This window comes from Arthrobacter sp. 05N425 (assembly GCF_056397125.1).
This window is the reverse complement of sequence record NZ_JBFTMU010000002.1, coordinates 179,319-194,289: the sequence shown is the minus strand read 5'-3', so window position 1 is coordinate 194,289 and position 14,971 is coordinate 179,319. Positions and strand designations below refer to the sequence as shown.

Annotated in this window: 16 protein-coding genes; 7 read left to right on the top strand and 9 right to left on the bottom strand. The window is 66.1% G+C overall.

The genetic code is table 11. The features are described from left to right. Positions 1 to 3 precede the first annotated feature (3 nt). The 3 genes from AC1DGE_RS04155 to AC1DGE_RS04145 form a co-directional block, all read right to left on the bottom strand. Positions 4 to 384, bottom strand: coding sequence for a hypothetical protein (locus AC1DGE_RS04155; RefSeq protein ID WP_441416722.1), 381 nt, complete (start codon positions 382 to 384; stop codon positions 4 to 6). A gap of 74 nt (positions 385 to 458) precedes the next feature. After that, positions 459 to 809, bottom strand: coding sequence for a DUF3846 domain-containing protein (locus AC1DGE_RS04150; RefSeq protein ID WP_441416721.1), 351 nt, complete (start codon positions 807 to 809; stop codon positions 459 to 461). A gap of 166 nt (positions 810 to 975) precedes the next feature. Continuing rightward, entirely contained in the window at positions 976 to 2,319 is a 1,344-nt protein-coding gene (locus tag AC1DGE_RS04145; protein WP_441416720.1) for an MFS transporter, read from the bottom strand. 265 nt (positions 2,320 to 2,584) lie between these two features. Between AC1DGE_RS04145 and AC1DGE_RS04140 the strand changes: the two genes are divergently transcribed. The 4 genes from AC1DGE_RS04140 to AC1DGE_RS04125 all read left to right on the top strand — a co-directional run bounded on the left by AC1DGE_RS04140 (position 2,585) and on the right by AC1DGE_RS04125 (position 6,541). Continuing rightward, a complete protein-coding gene (locus AC1DGE_RS04140) occupies positions 2,585 to 3,166 on the top strand; it encodes a PadR family transcriptional regulator (RefSeq protein WP_441416719.1) in 582 nt (193 codons plus the stop codon). Between the two features lie 154 nt (positions 3,167 to 3,320). Further along, positions 3,321 to 4,418, top strand: a complete 1,098-nt coding sequence (locus tag AC1DGE_RS04135) for an aromatic ring-hydroxylating oxygenase subunit alpha (protein ID WP_476891972.1) — start codon at positions 3,321 to 3,323, stop codon at positions 4,416 to 4,418. A 60-nt stretch (positions 4,419 to 4,478) separates the two neighbouring features. After that, positions 4,479 to 5,483 (top strand): PDR/VanB family oxidoreductase, encoded by a 1,005-nt coding sequence (locus tag AC1DGE_RS04130; RefSeq protein ID WP_441416717.1) that lies wholly within the window; start codon positions 4,479 to 4,481, stop codon positions 5,481 to 5,483. A gap of 116 nt (positions 5,484 to 5,599) precedes the next feature. Continuing rightward, on the top strand, positions 5,600 to 6,541 hold the full coding sequence (locus AC1DGE_RS04125) for an alpha/beta fold hydrolase (RefSeq protein WP_441416716.1): 942 nt from the start codon (positions 5,600 to 5,602) through the stop codon (positions 6,539 to 6,541). Here the strand turns inward: AC1DGE_RS04125 and AC1DGE_RS04120 are convergent. Next, a complete protein-coding gene (locus tag AC1DGE_RS04120; RefSeq protein ID WP_476891970.1) occupies positions 6,517 to 6,966 on the bottom strand; it encodes an RDD family protein in 450 nt (149 codons plus the stop codon). The two genes, AC1DGE_RS04125 and AC1DGE_RS04120, sit on opposite strands and share 25 nt — an antisense overlap. Positions 6,967 to 7,360: 394 nt before the next feature. On the opposite strand from AC1DGE_RS04120, the gene AC1DGE_RS04115 reads away from it, so the two are divergent. Beyond that, entirely contained in the window at positions 7,361 to 7,564 is a 204-nt protein-coding gene (locus AC1DGE_RS04115; protein ID WP_476891969.1) for a hypothetical protein, read from the top strand. 93 nt (positions 7,565 to 7,657) lie between these two features. Here the strand turns inward: AC1DGE_RS04115 and AC1DGE_RS04110 are convergent, their stop codons facing one another. From AC1DGE_RS04110 to AC1DGE_RS04090, 5 genes are all read right to left on the bottom strand, one after another. Continuing rightward, entirely contained in the window at positions 7,658 to 8,779 is a 1,122-nt protein-coding gene (locus AC1DGE_RS04110; RefSeq protein WP_476891968.1) for an NAD(P)/FAD-dependent oxidoreductase, read from the bottom strand. Positions 8,780 to 8,851: 72 nt separating this feature from the next. Then, positions 8,852 to 9,892 (bottom strand): Gfo/Idh/MocA family protein, encoded by a 1,041-nt coding sequence (locus tag AC1DGE_RS04105; RefSeq protein WP_476891967.1) that lies wholly within the window; start codon positions 9,890 to 9,892, stop codon positions 8,852 to 8,854. Beyond that, the gene (locus AC1DGE_RS04100) at positions 9,892 to 10,671 is read right to left on the bottom strand and encodes an amino acid ABC transporter ATP-binding protein (RefSeq protein WP_346957928.1); all 780 of its coding nucleotides are present in this window, start codon (positions 10,669 to 10,671) and stop codon (positions 9,892 to 9,894) included. Before AC1DGE_RS04100 ends, AC1DGE_RS04105 begins: the two co-directional genes overlap by 1 nt. Further along, positions 10,668 to 11,456: an amino acid ABC transporter permease gene (locus AC1DGE_RS04095; protein WP_175323740.1), complete on the bottom strand. Its 789-nt coding sequence runs from the start codon at positions 11,454 to 11,456 to the stop codon at positions 10,668 to 10,670. The genes AC1DGE_RS04100 and AC1DGE_RS04095 overlap by 4 nt, the downstream gene beginning before the upstream one ends. 107 nt (positions 11,457 to 11,563) lie before the next feature. After that, positions 11,564 to 12,451 carry an ABC transporter substrate-binding protein gene (locus AC1DGE_RS04090; RefSeq protein WP_441416711.1) on the bottom strand — a complete coding sequence of 296 codons (888 nt, stop codon included), beginning with the start codon at positions 12,449 to 12,451 and terminating at the stop codon, positions 11,564 to 11,566. Between the two features lie 172 nt (positions 12,452 to 12,623). Here AC1DGE_RS04090 and AC1DGE_RS04085 point away from each other — a divergent pair, with 172 nt between their 5' ends. Both AC1DGE_RS04085 and AC1DGE_RS04080 read left to right on the top strand, forming a co-directional pair. Further along, the gene (locus tag AC1DGE_RS04085; protein ID WP_441416710.1) at positions 12,624 to 13,694 is read left to right on the top strand and encodes a LacI family DNA-binding transcriptional regulator; all 1,071 of its coding nucleotides are present in this window, start codon (positions 12,624 to 12,626) and stop codon (positions 13,692 to 13,694) included. A 908-nt stretch (positions 13,695 to 14,602) separates the two neighbouring features. Continuing rightward, complete coding sequence (locus AC1DGE_RS04080) at positions 14,603 to 14,950, top strand: cupin domain-containing protein (protein WP_441416706.1); 348 nt, start codon at positions 14,603 to 14,605, stop codon at positions 14,948 to 14,950. Positions 14,951 to 14,971 lie beyond the last annotated feature (21 nt).

The following is a 14,971-nucleotide window of genomic DNA, read 5'->3' as shown; positions in this document are numbered from 1 at the left end:
AGCTCAGCCCAGGGCTACCAGGAACGCCAGGCCGGCCAGCACAAGGGACACCGGGACCATGACACGCCGTTCGTCCTTGCTCTTTGAGGCAAGGTTGGGCAGGACGCTGAACAGCAAATAGGCCGCGATCACCCACATAGCCACCACCGCAATGGAGGGCGCTGGCAGGACTGAAATGAATTCCGCCCGGTCCAGGGCAACCAGCGCAAAGGCAGCGTAAACGACGATCGACACGGCACTTCCGACGCGGAGCCGCGCCGGAAGCACCGCGCGTTGGCCGCCCCAGGCAAACCGGCCGAGCGGCAGCCCGACGATCAGCAGCAACTGAAACACGGCAAGTGCTCCGAGCACTGCACAGAACGCGAGGGGGATTTCCGGCACCATGAGCTGAAGACTAGCGGGCTGGACGGAGCGGCCGTGGTTACGGCGCGACCGTCAGCCGCGCTGCCGGTCCTTGCTCAGGCGATCAGCCGGGTGTCAAAGAACTCTTCCGCGAGCCGGATCAGGTGCTCAGGGACGTCGGCGTCCTCGCCATGGCCACCATGGCCGAGGATCACGGCGGTGCCCCGCGCGACGCCGGCGAGGTCCAGGCCGCAGTCGTTCATCAGTTGGGCGGCGCGCAGGTTCGCCGGGAGCTGGGTAATCACGCCTTCGGCGTTGAGGTAGACGTGCCAGTTTCCGCGGCTGACTCTTTCAAGGTCTCCGCCCACCAGCCCTTGTAGGGTTCGCTGGTCGGTTTCGATGGTTTCCACCCGGACAGGTTCGCTGATCCGGGCCGGGATTATCAGTGCTGTATATCTCTTAGTCATTTTAGGTCCGCTGTTAATAACAACGGCGTAGTTCGCCGTGTTCCCGGGGGCTGGAGGCAGCCCCGCCGCCCCGGGAGACCCTCAAAACGCAGGCGGACGACGGCGGGAGCTTCCCGCCGTCGTCCGCTTGCGTGGTTTGCCGGCAACCGCGCCGGCCGAATTCCGGTCAGACGGACAGCGGGACTTCCTCCGCCACGTCGTCCTGCGCAACCGGCTCCTGCCGCGCCGGGCGCATCGCCGCTACGGCGCCGCCCGCCACGAGAACCACGGCGCCGACGCCCATGTACAGCATGGAAGCTGTCCAGTGCGCGTCCAGCAGGGCGCCGGTGATGAGCGGGGCGACGATGGCGCCGACGCGGCCGATTCCGATCGCCCAGCCGACGCCGGTGCTCCGGACGGACGCGCCGTACAGGGCGGGGGTGATGGTGTACATGCCGGCGATGCAGCCGTTGATCAGCATGCCGACGACGCCGCCCGCGACGAACGCCAGGGCGAGGATGCCCGCGGTGGAGATGAACATCACCATGGTGGCGGCCGAGAGGACCGCAAACGCGATCATCACCTTGCGGCTGTTCCAGCGGATGGTGAGCAGGCCGTAGAGCAGGGAACCGAAGGTGCCGCCCAGGGTGAGCATGAGGCCGCCGATCACGCCCTGACTCTCGGTCATGCCGGCGGTGACGAGCAGCCGCGGCGTCCAGCTGTTCACGAAGTAGAACCCGAACATGGTGGCAAAGAAGGCCAGCCAGACGAGCCAGGTGGAACGGCGGTTGCCGGCGGTGAAGAGTTCAGAAAGCTTGTTCCTGTGCAGCGCCACTGCGGCGGACGCGGGGATCTGGGTCAGTTCGGGCTGGCCGATCTTGCGGGCAATCTTGTTGAGGCGATCGAGGACGTTGCGCGGGCGACGGCTGGTCAGGAAGTCCACCGATTCGGGCAGCAGGACCGCCAGCAGGACCAGGACGACGCCGGTGCAAATGCCGCCGAACACGAAGACCGAGCGCCAGCCGAAGTTTGCCTGGAGGGAGACCGCGGCAGCGCCGCCCAGCGTCGCGCCGATGCCGTAGCCGGCCGTGTAGATGCTGATGGCCAGCCCGCGCCAGCGTTTGGAGGAGTATTCGCTGGCGATCACGTTGGTGCAGGCCAGGATGCCGCCGATGCCCAGGCCCGTGACGACGCGCCAGATCCCCAACTCCACTGCCGAATGTGCCAGTGAGGCGAGCAGCATGCCGGCGGTGGCAAGGCCAACGGAGACCAAGACCATGGGCCGGCGGCCGATGACGTCGGCGAACGGTGCAAGGCCCAGCGACCCGATGGCCATGCCGACCAGGCCGGAGCTCAGCAGGATGCCCAGCTCGGCCCCGCTGAGGCCGAACTCGCGCGTGACGCTGTTGGCCGTGAAAGCCATGGCCAGAACGTCGAAGCCGTCGAGGGCGTTAAGGATGATGCACAATCCGACGATCAGCCATTGGTACAGGGACATGCGGGACGCGTCGATGCGTTCTTGGAGTTGCATGAGACTACTTTCTGGAGGCCGCGGACAGTCCGGGCGGGTACAAAGTTGCGTGCCGAACGGCGGGTGTGCGCCTTCGGTGCCAAAGCCCGCCGCCGGGGATCGTCGTCGAACTCCCGGTAGCCGGACAACTATCTATACTGATAGCTAGATGTGGCGTGAGACACAGCCTAACTATGAACATAGTTAGTTGACAAGAGTTTTGATGAAGCAGGGCCCGTATGTCGCGATGCGGCCGACGGGCCCGATGGAAAGGACCGGTGGCGAGGTGAGTCTGCGCTACGCCCTGCTTGCCCTGCTGACATCCCAGCCCCTGACGGGCTACGACGTGTTCAAGCAGTTCGAACAATCCGTCGGCTACGTCTGGCACGCTCCGGACTCGCAGATCTACCCGGAGCTCCGCCGCATGGAAAAGGACGGCCTGCTGCGCGGCGTCGAGGAAGCCTGGGGGAAGAAGGGCAAGAAGAAGCGCTACCACATCACCCCGGAGGGCGTTGAGGCCTTCCGCGCCTGGATCAACACCACCCTCGACTACACCCGCGAGCGGGACCCGATCCACCTCAAGGCGGCATACCTGGAGTGGGCCGAGCCGGATGCCGCGCGGGCGCAGATGCAGGCGCACATCGCCTACCACTCCTCGCGCGCACAGCAGTGGCAGGAGATGATTGCCGCCCTGGAGGACCGGAGCAATCCCATCCTGGCAACCCGCCTGGAGGCGGCGCCTGAAGCCGATAGGGCCAAGATTGCCGGCTACAAGATCTTCACCTACGAGGGCATGATCGAGCGCGCCAACGCCGAAATCCAGTGGGCCAGGCGCGGCTTGGAACTGATCGACAAACTGGAATCCTGACCGGAGAACGGCCCGGAAGCCGCAGGGCTTCCGGGCCTTTCGCATGCCCCGGCACGCCCGCCGTCGGAAACTCACCCCTTGCCACTACCTATGAACATAGTTATGCTGTGACGCAGACCACTACCTATGTAGATAGATATAGCGAAGGAATGACATGACCGCGATGATGCAGTCCGTTAGTTCGACAACCAACAAGGTGCTGGGGTACCCGCTTAATGCCTGGTATGTAGCCGCCTGGGACCATGAAGTGACCCGGAAGCCGATGTCCCGGCGGATCGCGGACCGCCCGCTCGCCCTGTACCGCACGGAGGACGGCAAGGCCGTGGCGCTGGCGGACGCATGCTGGCACCGGCTGGCTCCGCTTTCCATGGGCAAGACGCTTGCCGGGGATGAGATCCAGTGCCCGTACCACGGCATCGTTTACAACTCCGCCGGCCGCTGTGTCTCGATGCCGGCGCAGGAAACCATCAACCCCAGCGCCACGGTCCCGTCCTTCCCGGTAATCGAAAGGTACCGGTATGTCTGGGTCTGGCTGGGCGATCCGACCCAGGCCGACCCAACATTGGTCCCGGACATGCACCAGATGAGCTCGGATGAATGGGCCGGCGACGGCGAGACCATCTTTGCCCCGTGCAACTTCCAATTGGTGCTGGACAACCTGATGGACCTCACCCACGAGGAGTTCGTCCATTCGTCCTCGATCGGGCAGGACGAACTGAGCGAGTCCGATTTTAAGGTGACCCAGGACGGCGACACCGTCACCGTGTCCCGCTGGATGCTCGACATCGACGCGCCGCCGTTCTGGCTCAAGAACATGCGCGACAAGTTCCCTGGCTTCGAGGGCAAGGTGGACCGCTGGCAGATCATCACCTTCCAGTCGCCGTCGACGATCAACATCGACGTCGGCGTCGCGAAGGCAGGCACCGGGGCGCCGGAAGGCGACCGCAGCCAGGGCGTGAATGGCTTCGTCATGAACACCATCTCCCCCGAAACCGCCAAGACCTGCCACTACTTCTGGGCTTTCATGCGCAACTACCGGCTGGAGAGCCAGCTGATCACCACCCAGCTTCGCAACGGCGTCCACGGCGTCTTCGGCGAGGACGAGGCCATGCTCAAGGCGCAGCAGGAGGCGATCGACGCGAACCCGGACTACGAGTTCTACAACCTCAACATCGACGCCGGCGGGATGTGGGTCCGCAGGCTGATCGAGCGCCAGCTCGCCGCCGAGGGCCGGCTCATTCCCACCGTCTGACCGACCCCAGACCCGTCCAGCCCGGACCCCTCCAGCCCAGCGAGAAGTTAGAAGAAAGTCATGGCAGCAAGCAACATCGAAGTCTGGCAGACCGGAACCGTCGTCGAGGCGGAGTCCGTCACCGCCGAAACCCGGCGCCTGGTCCTGTCCCAGTCGCTACCGAAGAAGGCGGAGCCCGGCTCGCATATCGACGTCATGGTCACGATCAACGGGGAACGCCACAAGCGCTCCTACTCCGTGGTGGATTCCAGCGAGGATGGCCGGCGCGTGGCCATCAGCGTCTTCCGGGCGCCGCAGTCCCGGGGCGGCTCGGTCTTCATGCAGGGCCTGGAAGTCGGGGACCAACTGGAGATCACCCAGCCGCTGCAGAACTTCCCGCTCCGGGTGGGCGCCCCGCGCTACGTGCTTCTGGCCGGGGGCATAGGGATCACCGCGATGGTCAACATGGCGCGGGTGCTGCGCAACATCAAGGCGGACTACACCCTGGTCTACGCCGGCCGCAGCCGCGCCGCCATGGCCTACCTGCCCCAGCTGGAAGCGCTGCACGGCGACGCGCTGCGGGTGCACGTGGATGACGAGGGCACGGCGCTGAAGGTCGATGAGTTGCTGGCCGGGGTGGATCCGGAGACGGAGCTCTACATGTGCGGACCGATCCGGCTCATGGACGCGGTCAAACGCGGCTGGGACACGCGCGGCCTGAGCGTGCCGAACCTGAGGTACGAGACCTTCGGCAACAGCGGGTGGTTCGACCCGGAGGAGTTCGTCGTCCGCGTCCCCCGGCTGGGCGTGGAGACGACCGTCGGTCCCGGCGAGTCCATGCTGGAAGCCCTCGAGGGCGCGGGAGTGGACATGATGTTCGATTGCCGCAAGGGCGAATGCGGACTCTGTGAAGTGCGGCTGCTGGGCCTGCAGGGCACCGTCGACCACCGCGACGTGTTCTACAGCGAGCGCCAGCAGCAGGCTGCGGCGAAGATGTGCTGCTGCGTCTCACGGGCCGTCAGCTCGGAAACCGGAGCGCGGGCGGATGCAACAGGGGAACGCGCCGTCGTCACCATCGACGTCTGAGGTCACCCGGCGCCTGTTGCCTGCCGCCCATTCGATCGGTTCGATAGGCGCCGCGCGTCCGGTCCGGCACCAGCTCGGCTCCGAATCAACATGGAGACCGAAAGCAGAGGGGGCCCATGCGCGTTCAGCAGGAAGCGACTGCCGCCGAGGCAACAATGCTGTGGCGGCATGTCCTCCCGACGGAACTGGGTCCCTGCACTGTGCATGTCCAGTCGGGCCTCAAGCAACGAGGGCCGGCGTCGGCTACTGCGGACGTGTACCTTCACGGCGCCGCGGGATCCTGGACCACCTTCCAGCCCTTGCTCGCCGGAGTGCCGGACCGGGCGCGGGTGCTGATCGACCTGCCGGGCTGGGGTGGATCCACCGAAAATGCCCGGATGGAACACTTCAGCATCGATGCCGCGGGCCGGGCTGTCGCGGGGATCCTCGACTCGCTCGGGTACCGTCGGTGGAATCTGGTGGGGCACTCCATGGGAGGCTTCCTCGCGCTGCATATCGCCGCGGCCTGGCCCGAGCAGGTGGTCAGCGTCGCCGCCATTTCGGCTACCACCTTCGGTGTGTCCGAGGCGGCCCGGAACCCGCTGCGCGGCCTCGTCAGGCTCCCGGCGTTCGTGGGCATGCTCCTGCTCATGCGCACCCTGGCGGCCCTCGGCCCGGCCGGGTCAGCGCTGGTACGTGCGACCGGCAGGGCTCCCGTGATGCGGCCACTGATGTCCCCGTTTTTCGCAGCTCCCGCAGCCATCCCCGCAGGGGTTGTGCGCGGGCTTGGCGATGACGCCCGCCCGGCAAGCTTCTCCGCCGCCGCCCGGGCCGCGGCCCACTACGACTTGAACCGGTGGCGCAGCATCCGCTGCCCGGTGCTGGCGACCCGCGGGGACGTGGATGTCTTCACCCCGCAGTCCGATCTGCACCGTTTGGGCGAAGTGGTCCCGCACGCCCAACTGGTGACGATCCCGCGCTGCGGCCACTTCGCCACCTTCGAGCGCCCGCTGCAAGTAATGCGCCTGCTCGATGGTCTTTGGGGCCGCCGGATTCAACCCGCCCAGCGTTCCCAGTAGTCGTCCGCGGACTGCAGGAAGCGCCTGCGCCGGATTCGTTCTCCGAAGAGGGGGTGGCTTTCCGGCCTGCCCAGCGGGCTGGACGCATTGCCACTCGGGGTGAAGCTGACGGCGATGACTGCGGCAATTACGAATATGGACAGGAAGGTCAGCGCTGTGAGGATCAGCCCGTAGGCCGGCCCCGGCGGCTGGCCATGGCGGGTACGAAGCCGGAAGCCGCCAAGGTAGCTGCCAAGCGAAGTCCCGCGGGCATAGAGCGCCCAGTTGGTGGCCAAGGCGGTGAAGAGGATCAAGACAAGAGGGATCCAGCGGCCGGGCGCGAGTACGAACAGCAATACGGTCGGAGCCCAGACCAGAAGCGAATCGATAAGAAGCGCGAACAGCAGCGAAGGCCAGTCGACGATCGCTGGTTCGGGGGTATTCACGCAGTGATTCTTGCACGCGGCAATCGGTGGTCCGCCCATGCGACACCGGATCCGATCAGATTTGTTCAACGCCGCGCCCATCCGGCACCTGCCGTCTGCGGCTGTGACCAGTCTCACCCGCAATAATCGCCCTCTGGCTTGAGCCGGCCACTCGGCGCTGTGCATCATGAAAAGGCAGGCAGGGGCTCGAATCCCCGCCCGCGCAGCCCCGAGGTTCGCTCCGACGCTCCGCGTCCGAATCGAATCAGGGGCACCATCCTGGTGGACGCAATGAGGCCAAACCGGTGAGCTCGCAGAGCTGCCCACGGTCTCAGGCGTTCCTGGTTTGGCCTACGGCGGCTCCGCATCGGTGCGGCAGCCGGACACCCGGATTCATGAATGGAAGCACTGAACAATGACGTTTGAAACTGCCAACACTGTCACCCACAAGCTCTGGGACCGCTCCACGATGCACCACGAACTGGACGCCCTGGTCCACGATCTCTCGGTCCGGCACAACACCGCGAAGTCCAACATCGCGGTCCACGCCAGCGGCCCGAACACGTTCACGCTCAGCCTGGACCACGGCGCGGCCAACCTGGACTCGGCCTCCGCCTAAGAACACAGCGCAGCACTAAACGACGACGACGACGGCGGGAGCTTCCCGCCGTCGTCGTCGCGTTTGCGAGCGGGCGGCACAGCCGCCCACCGGTCAGGAGAACCGGGCCGGCCGGAAGGTGGCGAGCATGGGGTGCTTCTTCCCGGTCATGATCTCGCCCGCGAGGAGCTCGCCGGCAATAAGGCCAAGCGTCGCCCCCGAGTGGGTGAAGGCCACGAAGCAACCTGGCACCTGGCCGAGCTCCCCAAGGACCGGTTCGCCGTCGCCCGGGATGGGCTTGTACCCGATCTTCCACGAGGCCGGCTTGAGCTCAGGATGGCCGGCGATCAGCTTGGACGCTTCATCGGCGAGTTCCTGAACCACGTCGTCGGAAATGCTGAAGGTACCGTCGGCGTGTTCGCTGATGTGCTCTTCGTACCAGTCGTGGTCCAGGGCCAGGGCGTTTCCGGGGTTTGGCCGCACGGCCGCCCGCGGGGTGTTCAGCACGGCCTTCAGTCCGTGATCCACTGGCTTGGTCAGAACCAGCATGGAGACCGGGGAAGCGTTGGGGATGTCAACGCCCAGGGGAGCGACGACTGCGGGCGTCGCGGCGCCGCACGCCACCAGGATGGCATCCGCTGCGTAAGTATCGCCAGCGGCCGTCTGCACGCCGCTGGCCCGCCCGGCGTCGACCGCGACGGAGACCTTGCCGGCATTGAGCACCAGTTCACCGCCCAGCTCGTGGAACTCCTCCATCAGAAACTCCACCAGTTCAGGCAGGCTGACCCACCCCTCGCCGGGGTTGAAGATGGCACTCTCGGGCACGGCATCCGGGTCGACGCCGGGAACGGCTGAAGGGAGTTGTTCGGGCGCCAGCAGTTTGGAGTTGTAGCCGATGGACTCCTCGTAGTCATGGCGGGCGAGGGTGGCAGCCTGCTGTCCCGCGGCGTGCCACATGAGGCCGCCGCCGAACTGCAGCCAGTCCCGGTCCGGATCCGCAGCGAAGAGGGTTCGGTAGCGGTCCACGCCGGCGACCCGGAGTTGGTGGTACGGGGTGGAGCGTTCTCCGGCGGAGTTCAGCCAGGACAGCGAGCGGCCGGTGGCCTCGCTGGCCAGGCCGTGTTCGCTCAGCAGGACCACCGAGGCCCCTTCGCGGAGCAAGTGGACGGCGGTGGAGACGCCGAGGATACCGCCGCCGATGACGGCGACTCGTTTGGTTGAGGGCGTGGAGGACATGGGTCTCCCTTTCGTTCCGTAATGGGTGCTTGAAATTTCGCGCTGGCATTGCCCGGGCGGCGCGAGGTATGGCTAGGCGAAGGCGCGGAGGTTGTCGATAACCCTCAGGACCTCAAGTGACTCCTCGGGGTCGACCGGCAGCGGGCCCTCCCCTCGGAGCGCCGCGGCCAGCCGGGTATAGAACTCGGGGTAAGCGCCCGGCCGGGCAGGCACCGCCTCGGAGGTTCCGTTTACGCCGAGGACCCCCCAAGAGTCCTCGGGCTCCACGCCGTAGGCCGGATCCGACGGCAACATGCCGCCTGCCAGCGCGGGTTCCTGACTGTCCAGACCCCACTTGGTGTACCCGGCCCTGGAGCCCAGAACGTGGAATCGCGGGCCGACCCGGGCCGCCATGCCGTTCATCCAGAGCCGTGAGCGGACTCCGGATTCGTGGAGCAGGGACACGAAGGCTTCGGTATCGGCGCCGTCTGGGTGTCCGTGGTTGGCGGTCTCCCCGTAGCTCTCCGCGACGGGACCGAACAGCTGGACGGCTTGGTCGATCAGGTGGGCGCCCAAGTCGTTGAGGATGCCGCCGCCGTCGGACGCCGCTGCAGTGTCCCGCCAGTTCCCGAAACCGTCCGGCCGCCACCACTCAAAGCGCGACTCGAAGCTGCGGACGTCGCCCAGCGCTCCTTTCCTAACCAGTTCCCGGAGCGTCAGGAAGTCGGCGTCCCAGCGCCGGTTCTGAAAGACCGTGAGCTGCACGCCGGCGTCGGCCGCCCGGGAGATGAGAGCTTCACCGTCGGCCGGGCTGGTGACGAATGGTTTGTCCACCACGAGGTGCAGGCCGCGGTCCATTGCCGTTGCGGCGAGGTCGTAGTGGGTTTGCGGAGGCGTCCCGAGAACAACCAGGTCCAGGCTTCCGGCGAGGGTGAACAGTGCCTCCGGCGTCGGCACGATCCGGGCGTGCGGGTAGAGCCTGGCCGCCTCCCCGGCACGGGCCGGATCCGCGGTGACAATGACGTCCAGAGAGTAGCCGGGATGAGCCGCGATCAGCGGCGCGTGGAAGACCTTGCCGGAGACACCGAAGCCGACGACGGCGGTACGGATGGGCTCCGCTGCGCCGCTGCCCATCACAGCACCTCCGAGAGGAACCGCTGGAGCCGTTCGCTCTGCGGGTTGTCGAAGAGCTGGGCGGGGGTGCCGGATTCGACGACTTCGCCTTCGTCCATAAAGACGACCTGATCGGCGACTTTGCGGGCAAAGCCCATCTCGTGCGTGACCACCAACATGGTCATGCCGCGCCGGCCCAGTCCCGCCATGAGGTTCAGCACGCCCTTGACCAGTTCCGGATCCAGCGCGCTGGTGGCCTCGTCGAAGAGCATGACTTCCGGTTCCATAGCCAGGGCGCGGGCGATTGCGACGCGCTGCTGCTGTCCGCCGGAGAGGTCCCGGGGACGGTGGTCGGCGCGCTCGGCGAGGCCCACCTCGGCGAGGCGGCGGCGGGCGCGTTCCCGCGCTTCGGCTTTCGGCATTCCCTTGACGCTCCAGAGGGCCAGGGCGACGTTCTCAAGGGCGGTGTGGTCCGGAAAGAGGTTGAAGTGCTGGAAGACCATGCCGATGCGGGCCCGCAGGAGATCCGGTTTGACCTGCAGGGCGCTCTCACCGGCCAGGAGGACGTCCCCGCTTTTGGGTTCGTGCAGCCGGTTGACCCCGCGGAGCAGGGTGGACTTGCCGGAGCCGGAGGGCCCGATGATGCAGGTGGTGGTGCCCGGCGCAACGTTGAGGCTGACGTTCCGGAGCACCTCGATGTCCCCGTAGGCCATGGTCAGGTTTCTCAGTTCCAGGCTGGAACCGTGGAAGGTCTCAATGTCCGGCGCGGTATTGCTGGCGGTGTTGCTTGCGAGGCTCATGTGTTGCTCCCGGTGGTCAGCGGTGAGGCCGCGGCGAGTTCGTTGACTTCCTTGAGGCCGCTGCTGGGGGCGGCTGGGCGGCGTCGGCCGGTGCGGAAGCGGTTGTCGAAGTAGTTGACCAGGTGGGTCAGCGGGACCGTGACCACCAGGTAGAAGATCCCGGCCAGGACCAGCGGGGAGAGGTTGCCGGAGAGGACGGCGGCATCCTGGCCGACGCGGAACAGCTCCCGTTCGGAGACCAGCATGCCCAGGAAGTAGACCAGCGAGGAGTCCTTCACAATGGCGATGAACTGGTTGACCAAGGCGGGCAGGACCCGGCGGACACCCTGCGGGACAACCACGAGAGCCATCGACTTCGCGTAGCTCATGCCCAGCGCCCGGCAGGCTTCGCCCTGGCCTTTGTCCACGCTCTGGATACCGGCGCGGAAAATCTCGCCGATGTAGGCACTGGCAATCAGGCTCAGCGCGATGATTCCCAGGGGGTAGGGCGAGGGGCCGAATATCGACTGGCTGATGCGGGCGAATCCCTGGCCGATCAGCAGGATGGTCAGGATGGCCGGCAGCCCGCGGAACAGGTCCGTGTAGATCCGGGCCGGGACACGGAGCCAGGCCGACGGGGATATCCCCATCACGGCGACGACCATGCCGAGGGCAACACCGAGGATGGTGGCGGCGACGGAGATTATGAGGGTGTTGAGGAGGCCGACTCCCAGAAGCTGGGGCAGCACTTCGGCCATTGCGCCGAAGTCGAAAAAGGTGCGGGTGATGGTGCTTAACCAGTCCATGGTGTCTCTCAGACGTAGGTAGCTTGTGGATCCCGGGCGGGCCGCGTGGTGCGGCCCGCCCGGTCAGGTGGCAGCGGGGCGGCTGCCGGAGGTGTCCGCCGTGCGGCTTACTTGCTGGACGTGGGGCTCGGCGACGGGCTTGCCGCCTGCTCGGCCTTCGGCAGGTACTGCTTGGGCATCGGCGATCCCGGGAACCACTTCTGGTACAGCTTCTTCCAGGTGCCGTCCTCCATGGCGGCGGACAGTCCCTTGTTAAGCGCGTCCTTGAAGGCCGTCTTGCCCTTCGCCACGGCGAACCCGGCGGGGGCGTCGAAGGACGGGATGTCAGCCGCGCTGACCAGTCCGTATTTCTCTTCGTAGGCCTTGGCTGCCTCGTAGTCCAGGAAGTGGGCGTCCACGGATCCGCTGTTCACGGCAGAAATAGCGGTGTTGTTGTCCGGGAAGCGCACCAGGCTGGCCGAGGTGAAGTTCTTGACGGCGTAGGCCTCCTGGAGCGTTCCCTGCACGACACCGAGGCGTTTTCCGGCGAGCGCGTCAGCGTTGGCGATGCCCGAGTTCTTGGTGGTGATGACGGTCAGGTAGCCCGCCAGGTAGCCATCCGAGAAGTCGACGGTTTGCTTGCGCTTGTCCGTGATGCCGATCGCCGCGACGCCGGCGTCGAACTGGCCGTTGGCGACGGCGGCGAGCAGCCCGGAGAAGTCCTGACCGGTAAAGACGACCTTGTCGATACCGGCGCGGTGGGCGACATCCTTGAAGAGTTCGACGTCGAAGCCGGTGAAGTTCCCCTGCGCGTCGGCGAAGGTGTAGGGCTTGGAGTCACCGAGGCTGGCTACACGAATGGTGCCGGGCTCGATCAGACCGTAGGGGTTGTCCGCCGGCGACGACGAGGCGGAGGAGGCTCCGCCGCAGCCGGACAGTGCGAGAACCGCGGCAACAGCAGCGGCAATGAGCGCCCCGGGGCGCAGCTTGTTTCCTGTGTTCACAGCGTTTTCCAATCGTGGGGTGGGGAGCGGGTAGGCGGGCAGTGTGCCCCGTAGTGGGTAAGGGCCGATGCGGGTCTTGCTGAGTCCGGTCTCAGTCCCTAGGATTGAGACCGGACTCACATCGATTGCTAGAAATGTAATCGAAGCCACATGGGGCGTCAAGGGTCCGCTACGAAAGGCCGTCATGAAGAGTGATGCTTCCCGGCGCCGCGATGTCACCGTCGCCGACGTCGCCCGGGCTGCCCAGGTGTCCAAGGCCCAGGCGGCCCGTGCCCTGGGCAACTACGGCGCCGTGAGCGAGGACGTGCGCGAGCGGGTGCTGGCCGCCGCCGAGGAGCTTGACTACCGGCCTAATGAGCTCGCCCGCAGCATGAACACGGGAAAGTCGCACACCATCGGGGTGGTGGTGGGCGACATCGAGAACCCCCATTTCGGCCTCGCCACCCGGGGCATTACGGATACCGCCAAGCGCAGCGGCTACAACGTCATCCTGATCAACACCGACGAGGACACAGCCGCGGAAATCGATGCCGTGAGGGTGCTGCTGGACAAGCGCGTGGACGGTTTGATCGTGGCGCCCGCGTCTTCGGTCGAGACGCAACACCTGCGGCGCGTTCACGAGTCGGGCCGTCCGCTGGTCCTGCTGGACCGCAAGGCGCCCGGGCTCGATGTCGACACCATCGCCGTCGACATGGAGGATATCTCCCATGAGTCCACGAGTTACCTGATCAATACCGGCCACCGCAGAATCGCCTTCATCTCCACGCTCCGGACGGACGAGCCGTACCGCGAGGGGATGCCGTTGGACTCGTCCCAGATTTCGGACCGGCGCGCCGGCCTGCAACGCGCGTTCGCAGACGCTGGCCTGCAGCCGCCGGATGATCTGATCCGCCTCAACGCCGGCGATGACGAGTCGATCCGCAAGATCACCCGCGAGCTGCTGCAACGCCCGGACCCGGCGACGGCGATCATCGCCTCCGACGGGTTGATCGGGCTGAGTGTGGTCGAGGCTATCCAGGAGCTCGGCCTGTCGATTCCGGAGGATGTTTCTTTCCTCATGTACGACGACTTCGCCTGGACGCGGCTCACCACGCCTCCACTTACGGTCATCGCGCAGCCAGTGTACGAGATGGGCGTAGCCGCAGCCGCGGCCCTGATCCGGCAGATGGAGGGCCGGAAGGCGCCTGCGGCCGCGCCGGTGTTTACGGCCGAGCTGATCCGCCGGGGCTCCGTCGCGGCACCGGCGCGCGGTTAGGCGACGACGTCGGAAGCCTCGCGCAGGCTGCCGCGCGTTGGCCAGTTCGCGCTCGTAGCGCCGCCGCTCCGGGGCTGAGCAGAAGATCATAAGGTCCCGCGGTTCGGTCCTGTCCGCGGTCCGGGTCACCGAGAGCACCGGCCGGCGCTGCCCGCCGGGACCCAGGATCTCGATCGAAAGCTCGGCAAGGTGGCGGTCGCGTTCCAGCTTTGGTCCGGCATGCGAACTTGGCCTACTTGGTATAGGTGTAGGTTCCAAGATGCAGTACGGTTGTGGTCGGGGTTTTGACTAAGGCCCAGTCAACAACCAGCGGGGCCCTGCCGTCGGCATAGTAGAAGGTGGCCTGCGCCCCGTCGAAGACGACTTTCCCTTCTGCTACGTGAGCGGCTTGCATGTCGTTCCCGTTGATCAACGTCCAGCTGGCGTCGTTCGCAATGGTCAGATGAAAGTTCTCTGATACGGCCCCTCCCCCCTTCCAATGTCCTTCCACGCCCTCGGGTACAAGGGGCGTCGGAGTTGGGGTGACCGGCGGTGGCGTGCTTGAGACTACCGATGACGCGCCGACATACGCCGTTGAACTGCTGGCGGGTACAGGCGAAGGTGCCCCACCGGCAGGGAAGCCCGCGAGAGTGCCACTGGTGAATAGCGCCGTAACTAACGTTCCCGCCAAGGCGAATCCGCCGGTTATCCATGCGGCCTTAGCCGCCGTGTCCCTTTGCGACTGGTCCATGTCGCCTCCTGGTCTCAGCCCCTGTGCCCAGACTGATCCGTGGGTCAACAATGTGTCAACACCCAGCAGGCGAACAGCCTCACGGTCGCATTCACATTCAGGTGAGCTGCATCACATACTGGAACCCTGGCGGAAGCCCCGCCAAGAAGAAGGGCCAGTCGAGGGATGGGAGCAGAGCATGATGAGCCAGGACCACACGGCACCGGAGACCAAAGGTGTTAAGTCGGAGTTGCTTGCCACGGTTGACCTTGGCCCGGAGATCGAGGGCATGGCAGGGCGCCAGCTTCGAATGCGGATGGTGACCATCGAGCCGGGCGGCGTCTTCGGTCCGGTTCACGACCACAAAGGCCGGCCTGGCCTCGTCTACATTCTGCAGGGAACGATCACCGACCACCGGAATGGAGTCGCTACCGACTACGGGCCGGGGGCAGGATGGCCCGAGGATAGGGAAACTCTTCACTGGCTGGAGAACAGAGGAACCGTTCCGGCGGTGGAGATCTCGGTCGACATCGTCAGCCAGGAGTAATCCCGCGTCCTTCACGCCGAG